Genomic DNA, 7,337 nt, shown 5'->3' with positions numbered 1-7,337 from the left:
CCCAAAGTGATCTCCACTAACGTCTGCTCTCATGACTTTTATCAGGCCGTAAGGCGTAGATTCTTGTTGCTGGCCGCCACTGCCCTGCTCTCTGCTCCCGCGTTCGCGTGGGTGCCCAAGCTCGAAGAAACCACCGCCAAGAACGTGATTGACGGGGCCTATGGTCGCCGCGACGTGGTGCCCACCTACCAGACGGTCAACCTGAAGGTCGAAAACGGCCAGTTCGTCTCCGGCCCCGAGAGTGTCAAGGTGTTCGACGGCGGCGCGCAGTGCGTGACCGACTGGCTGGCGGCACCGACCAACTTTGCCCAGAGCAGCCGCCCGGTCACCGTCACCGCCAGCGGACAGGCCGACCAACTCTACTTTCAGGCCGTGACCGCCCGCGACGCGTTCAAGAACCTCAGCGCCGCCGACGCGCTGGGGGCCGAACTGTCCCAGGGACGGCAGGCCGACGGCGAACTGAGAATCGACATCGCCGTGCAGGGGCTGCCGAGCGAAAAGGCCCGTGACGCCTATCTGGTGCGCCTGCGGACCGCCGACGGCAAGCTGGTCGCCCCGGCCCGGCGCAGCTATGTCAACGACTTCGCCGCCGACGCGGCAGGCAAGTGGAGCGGCACGTTGGTCTACTACTTCAAGCCTCTCGAAGCCGGTGTGGGGGCCAGTGACAAGGTAGACCTGCTTATCCGCACCGAGGCCGACAGCAACTGCGCCTACAGCGTGGGCCTGAATCTGGCGTCCTTCCAGTAAGCCCCCAGCCCAGTAAGACTTCAGTACAGTAAGCCCCCAACACAGCCCCGGCCCCGAACGAGAGACCCGCTTTCTCTCTTTCGGGGCCGAACCCTCTACAATCCTCGCTGTGCCTGCTTTTCCCCTGCTCGCCGCAGACATCGGCAACACCAGCACTGTGCTGGGTCTGGCCGACGAATCGCTGAACCTCACCCATACCTGGCGGGTCAGGACCAACCGTGACGTGCTCCCCGACGACCTCGCCCTGCAACTGCACGGGCTGTTTGCTCTGGCTGGTGCGCCGATTCCGCACGCCGCCGTGCTGAGCAGCGTGGCTCCCCCGGTGGGCGAAAACTACGCGCTGGCGCTCAAGCGGCACTTCATGATTGACGCTTTTGCCGTGAGCGCCGCCAACCTGCCCGACGTGACCGTCGAACTCGACCAGCCCGACGCGGTGGGTGCCGACCGACTGTGCAACCTGTTCGGGGCAGAAAAATACCTGGGCAGCCACGACTACGCGGTGGTCGTGGATTTCGGCACGTCCACCAACTTCGACGTGATTGGACGCGGGCGGCGCTTTCTGGGCGGCGTGCTGGCAACGGGAGCGCAGGTCAGCGCCGACGCCCTGTTTTCCCGAGCCGCCAAACTGCCGCGCATTACCCTCAGCGCCCCCGAAAAGGCCATCGGCAGAAATACCGTCCACGCGCTGCAATCCGGGCTGGTGTTCGGCTATGCCGAGATGGTAGACGGCCTGCTGCGCCGCATACAGTCGGAGTTGCCGGGCGAGGTCGTGACCATCGCCACGGGCGGCTTTTCGCGTACCGTGCAGGGCATCTGCCAGGAAATCGACTATTACGACGAAACACTGACGCTGCGGGGTCTGGTCGAACTCTGGGCGAGTCGTTAAGTGGGGAATGGTCTAAAGCATTTGACGTAAGAAATTGGTCTGGGCGCCCCCTCACCCCGCGCTGCGCGAGGCCCTCTCCCACGAGGGGAGAGGGTCGAGAACGCAAGTCTCATTCTGTCAAATGCTCTAAACGTCGAACGGTCAAACGGTCTAACCGCTCAAAGCCCCTTGGCAGCGGTTAGACAGTCAGACGGTCAGCCTTTGACCAGCAGCGCCAGCGGGAAGTCTTCCAGCACCTTCGCCACGGGCACCTTGCCGCCGCGTACCCGCAGCTTTTCGCCCGTCAGGACGTTGGTGTAGGTGCCCGCGTCCAACGTCAGCGTGCGGTTGCCCCAGCTTTCGGCCAGCGCCCAGGGAGTTTTCTCGCGGGTGAGCGAAAGGGTCAGGCGCGGGGCCACCGTCACGGCGCTTTGGCCCTGATACTCGCGGGCGAAGGCCAGCAGATATTTGCCTGCCTCCATCGGGCGGTAAGTGCCCTGCCCGAACAACTCCGGGTGTGCCCGCCGCGCTTGCAGGGCGGCCCAGGTCGTCAGCACCTTCACCGCGCCGTCCTCGTAGCTGCCGAGCAACTTGCGGGCCAGCGCGAGGTCGTGCCCGCTCTCCAGCCGCGTCAGCACCCGCCGTAGCCGTGCGTAGTCCACCGGGCGGCGGTTGTCGGGGTCTACGAGCGACTGGTTCCAGCCCTCGCAGCCCTGATAGGTGTCGGGCACGCCGGGAGCAGTCAGTTTGACCAGCGCCGCCGACAGGCCGTTTTGCGCTCCGTAGGGGCTGATGCGCCCGTGCAACTCGCCCAGCGCCGCCAGAAAGTCGGGGTGGATCAGCAGGCCCGTCACCACGTCACGCAGCGCCGCTTCGTACTCCTCGTCAGGGGACGCCCAGGAGGTTCGCAGCTTGGCTTCCCGCGCCGCCTTTTGCATGTAGTCGCCCAGGCGTTCGGCAAAATCGGTCAGGTCGCCCGTCAGGGGGTAGGCCCCCAGTGCGTTTTGCAGCAGGGTGTATAGGTCGCGGGTGCTGGGCGCGGGGCCGAGGTCGCTGTCGTGCAGCAGCGAGAGCAGCAGCGGCGACTGCCCGCGCAGGAACTCGCCCCAGACCTGCGGAATTTCGCTCAGGACGCTCAGGCGGGCGCGGGTGTCCTCGCCGCGTTTGGTGTCGTGGGTGCTGAGGGCCAGCATCGCGTGGGGCCACTGCTCGGCCCGCCGCGCCGCCGCCACGTGAAATTCCTTGGGCGTAAAGCCGAAATGCGCCGGGTCGCCGCCCACCTCGTTGAGCGACAGCAGCCGGGCGTAGCGGTAAAAGGCGGTGTCCTCGGCTCCCTTGGCGGTCACGGGGCCGGTGAGCTGCTGGAACTTGAGCGCGAAATCGGCGTATTCGGCCCGCGTGCGCTCGGCGGCTTCGCCTTCGCCTGAGACGGTCAGCGTCAGCACATTTTGCAGGTAATCGAAGACGCTGGGCGGCACAGGCTGGCCCTGTTCGCGGTTGTGGGCTTTGGCGTCGCGCACGGCCTGGACAATCTTGGCGTTGTCGCCGGGTTCGCGTTCGCCGCTGGCCCGCACGTAGGTGCGGTAGACGGGAAAACAGGCGATGACCTCCCGAATGGCCCCCCGAATCGCGCTGAGGGTAAAGTCGCGGGCGCTGAGGTCACTTTCCGAGAGGCGTTCCAGGTGTTCGGCCAGCACGTTGACTTCGCCGGGAAGACTCACGCGCTGAATGAGGTGTTTGCCCCGGTACAGTTGCGCCAGATAGTCGTCCCGGTCGCCCGTAAAGCGGCGATAAATGGCGTTGAATTCGTCCTGATGGGCCGTTTCCACGAAGACGCCGTTCAGCTCGGCCAGGAAGTCGTAGCCCGTGGTGCCGTGAACCGCCCAGGCGTCGGGGAGTTTCTCGCCCGGTTCCAGAATCTTTTCTGCCACCACATACAGCGGCCTGCCCGTGACCTGCTCGGCTTCGGAGTGGCCCAGTGCCGCCCCCGCCCCCGCTTGCAGCGCCCGAAAATAGCCTGCCGGGTCGTAGAGGCCGTCGGTGTGGTCGAGCCGCACGCCCTGAATCAGCCCCTCGCGCAGCAGCTCGAACAGCAGGGTATGCGCCCAGGCGAACACGCGGGGGTCTTCCATCCGCAGCGCGGCGAGGTCGTTGATGTCGAAAAAGCGGCGGTAGTTGATTTCCTCGGCGGCGACCTGCCACCACGCCAGGCGGTAATTTTGCTCGCTGACCACCTGGTCGAGGCGGGCGTGGTCGGCGTTGACCTCGTCCAGCACGCTTTCCAGGGTGGCCCTCACCCCTGGGGCCGTGCCCAGCAGCGCGGTCAGGCGGCGCGAGGCCACGTCCATCTCCTGCGCCCGACTGAGTTTGTCGGTGTCGGTGAGGTGCGGGTCGCTGCTGCGCGGCAGATTGGCGATGCTGCGGGCGATGCTGGCCAGCTCGGCCCCCGCCTCCTCGGGCACGCGGGCCGGCAGGGCGTCCAGCATCCAGCCCAGCAGCAGCGCCACACTGCGCGGCGACAGGGGCAGGCGGCGCTCCCAGTACCGCAAAAAGAGGCGGCCCAGTTCGCCTTGTTCCTGCCATTCCAGCCGCAACTCGCCGCGCTCCAGCACCCGCCCGTACTGGTCGCCCAACGTAGGCAGCAGCACTTTGCCTTCCAGCGCCCGCTTGAGCGGCTGCCAGGAAATGTCGAAAAAGTGCGCGTAGCGGCTGCCCTGGCCGTGGCGCAGCACGTCTTCCCAGTAGGGGTTGTGCCCGCCCTGAATGCCCATGTGGTTGGGCACGAAGTCCACGATGACGCTCAGGCCCAGTTCCCGCGCCCGCGCCGAAAAACGCCGCAGCCCTGGCAGCCCGCCCAGTTCGGGGTTGATGCGGGCATGGTCGGTCACGTCGTAGCCGTGGGTGCTGCCTGGGGTACTGCCCCAGATGGGCGAGAGGTACACGGTACTGACCCCCAGCCGCGCCAGATAGGGCAGGGTGCGCTGCGCGGCAGCAAAAGGGAATCCGGCGTGCAGTTGCAGGCGGTAGGTCGAAGTAGGGAGGAAAGTAGAGGGAGTCATGAGGGTTTCCTTTCAGGCAGCTAATGGCTTGGAGGGGTGAGGCGGCTTGACCGCTCTCAGTTTCCCAGGAGGACGGCTTCTCCGGCACGCAGCTCCGGCTCAGTGCGGTTCTCGGTGTGCAGCAGCAGGTGCGGGGGCGGGGGGAAGGGCAGGGACAGGTCGGCGGCGGCCCGCGTCTGCTCGCCCACGTTCCAGAGCAGCAGGCGCTCGCCCCTGTCCGTCACGGTGCGAACCCACAGCACGTCGCCGTCGTGGCCCGTGGTCAGGTTTTCGCGCTGGCGGTTTTGCAGCACAGGGTCTTCGCGCCGCAGCCGCAGCAACTCGCGGTACAGGCTCAAGGTCTGGGCGCATTCGCCGCTTTCCCGCTCGGCCCAGTTCAGTTTGGAATTCAGGAAAGTCTGCTCGGCCTGGGGGTCGGGGACGTCCTCGCCGCTGAAGCCGCTGAAAGAGCCGAATTCCTTTTTGCGGCCCTCGGTGACGGCGTGGCCCAAGTCGCCCGCGTGGTCGCTGAAAAACTGAAACGGCGTGCTGGCGGCCCACTCCTGCCCCTGGAACAGCAGCGGGGTCATGGGCAGCGTCAGCAGCAGCGCGGCGGCTCCCCGCACTTTGGGCAGCGTCACGCCGTCCGACTGGTGCAGCCGCTCACCCTGGGCGCGGTTGCCGATCTGGTCGTGGTTCTGGATGCAGTAGACGAAGTTGGGGGCTTCCAGGCCATCCGAGGGCCGCCCGCGCTCGTGTTCCTCGCCCTTCACGTCCCAGAACTGCCCCTCGTAGCGCCAGCCCCGGCGGATGGTGTAGGCCAGGGCCTGCGCGCCGCCCCGGTAGCCCGCGTAGTAGCCTTCTTGCTCGCCCGTCAGCGTCACGCGCACTTCATGGTGAAAGTCGTCGGTCCAGATGCCGTCCAGTTTGTACTGCGTAATCAGTTCGGGCCAGTTGCGGTGGTCTTCGGCGAGCAGCAGATGGGTGCCGCCCAGACGGTGAACCTCGCCCGCCAGTTCGGTCAGGATGTGGGTGGGGCTGTCGTCGTTCATGGCGGGGGTGGCGTCCAGCCGCAAGCCGTCGAAACGGTAGTCGCGCAGCCACATGCGGGCGTTGCCCGTGACGTAGCGGCGCATGTGGACTTCGGCAAAGTCCAGCCCCGCGCCCCAGGGACTCGAAAAGCGGTCGGTGAAATAGCTGGGCGAGTAGGTGGTCAGGTAGTTGCCCGCAGGCCCGAAATGGTTGTACACCACGTCCAGAAAGACGCCCAGGCCCAGGCCGTGCGCGGCGTCCACAAAGGCCATCAGGTCTTCGGGCCGCCCATAGGGGGCAAACGGAGCGTAGAAGGCGACCCCGTCATAGCCCCAGCCACGCCCTCCGTCAAAGGCCGCCAGCGGCATAATTTGCAGCGCGGTCACGCCCAGTTCCTTGAGGTAAGGCAGCTTCTCCATCGCGGCGCGGTAGGTGCCTTCGGGGGTAAAGGTGCCGATGTGCAGCTCATAAAACACGCAGTCGCGCAGCTTCACGCCCTGCCAGCCCGTGTGCTGCCACGGGTACGCCTCCAAGTTGACCACTTCGGCCTCGGCGTGAACGCCGTCCGGCAGCGAGCGGGCGTAGGGGTCGGGAACTGCCTGCCCGTCCAGCACGAAGATGTAGCGTGCGCCGGGGCCGACGGGCAGCACCAGTTCGTAGACGCCCGACCCCAGCGAGGGCATGGTGTACTCGGTGCCGTCCACCCGCACCGCCACCGTCTGAGCGCGGCTGCTCCACAGGCGAAAGCGGGTGCCGGAGCCGTCAGGCAGCGGATGAGCGCCCAGGCGGGTGCGGGGGTCGTGGGCTGTCGTCGGGGCGGGCTGGGGGATATGGGTCATGGCTCTCCTCAAATTCCGGCGCAATACAGCGGAGGTGGCTGTACCCGGACGCCCTACCCTAACCAGCCAGAGCCTGCCCAGGATGTCCCGACAGGAATTTCTCTGGATTTGGTCAAGGTGGAGGGACAGGGCAGCAAGCAAAAGGAGGATTGGGCGACCCCCCTCACTGGGTCGCCCAATCCGATGTTTGGTTCAAGTGGCGCAGAAGGCTTCAGGCCCTTCGATGCGCCTTTTCACTTCAGCGGGTGCCGAAGTCCTGCACCCAGTAGGTGCCGAACTTGCTGCCGGGCTTGTACACGTAGCTCATGCCCACTTCCTTCAGCGCGGGGTCCATCAGCGTTTCGCAGTGGCTGGGGCTGTCGAGCCAGCCCTGGATCACGTCGCGCACGGTGTACCCGGCGGCGATGTTCTCACCGATTTCCACCCAGCCGTTGTAGCCAGCGGCTTCGGCACGCATCGAAGGGGTGCGGCCATCGGGGGACTTGTGGCCGAAGTAGCCCTTGGCGGCCATGTCCTCGGCGTGGGTCTTGGCGGCGGCGGCGAGGTAGCCGTTCCAGGTGACGGCGGGGGCGGCGGGCATGAACTTGGAACCGCAGGTGCGGCCCGTGGCACGGGCCGCGTTGAGCTGTTCGAAAACGGCCTGTTCTTCGCTGCTGCGCGACTGGCTGCCCGCGTCCTTGATGGTGTTGACGGGGGTGGGCAGGGCGCTGGTGGTGTTGGAGCCGACGGCGCTGGGGGTCGTGGTGCTGGGGATGGAAGGACCGCCGCAGGAGGCGAGGAAGAGGACGGGGAGGGCGAGCAGGGGGAGCAGTTTGG

The 7,337-nt window shown here is 66.4% G+C and carries 5 protein-coding genes; 2 read left to right on the top strand and 3 right to left on the bottom strand.

Going from position 1 to position 7,337, the window contains the following annotated elements:
* The first annotated feature begins 63 nt into the window (after positions 1 to 63).
* On the top strand, positions 64 to 747 hold the full coding sequence (locus Q4C89_RS12930; protein WP_303103034.1) for a hypothetical protein: 684 nt from the start codon (positions 64 to 66) through the stop codon (positions 745 to 747).
* A gap of 109 nt (positions 748 to 856) precedes the next feature.
* Positions 857 to 1,633: a type III pantothenate kinase gene (locus tag Q4C89_RS12925; RefSeq protein ID WP_303103033.1), complete on the top strand. Its 777-nt coding sequence runs from the start codon at positions 857 to 859 to the stop codon at positions 1,631 to 1,633.
* A gap of 194 nt (positions 1,634 to 1,827) precedes the next feature.
* Here the strand turns inward: Q4C89_RS12925 and treY are convergent, their stop codons facing one another.
* From treY to Q4C89_RS12910, 3 genes are all read right to left on the bottom strand, one after another.
* The gene (treY, locus tag Q4C89_RS12920) at positions 1,828 to 4,671 is read right to left on the bottom strand and encodes a malto-oligosyltrehalose synthase (protein ID WP_303103032.1); all 2,844 of its coding nucleotides are present in this window, start codon (positions 4,669 to 4,671) and stop codon (positions 1,828 to 1,830) included.
* Positions 4,672 to 4,727: 56 nt separating this feature from the next.
* Positions 4,728 to 6,521, bottom strand: a complete 1,794-nt coding sequence (gene treZ, locus Q4C89_RS12915; RefSeq protein ID WP_303103031.1) for a malto-oligosyltrehalose trehalohydrolase — start codon at positions 6,519 to 6,521, stop codon at positions 4,728 to 4,730.
* 238 nt (positions 6,522 to 6,759) lie between these two features.
* A partial coding sequence (locus tag Q4C89_RS12910) for a CAP domain-containing protein (RefSeq protein WP_303103030.1) occupies positions 6,760 to 7,337 on the bottom strand: 578 nt, incomplete at its 5' end.

The organism is Deinococcus sp. (assembly GCF_030523985.1).
Taxonomy (GTDB): domain Bacteria; phylum Deinococcota; class Deinococci; order Deinococcales; family Deinococcaceae; genus Deinococcus.
Note: the sequence above shows the minus strand (reverse complement) of the source record. Positions and strands in the feature narration are given on the sequence as shown.

What these genes read in the sequence shown, in the direction of transcription:
- treY (WP_303103032.1), bottom strand. Translation starts at nt 4,671, where the DNA reads ATGACTCCCTCTACTTTCCTCCCTACTTCGACCTACCGCCTGCAACTG.
- treZ (WP_303103031.1), bottom strand. Translation starts at nt 6,521, where the DNA reads ATGACCCATATCCCCCAGCCCGCCCCGACGACAGCCCACGACCCCCGC.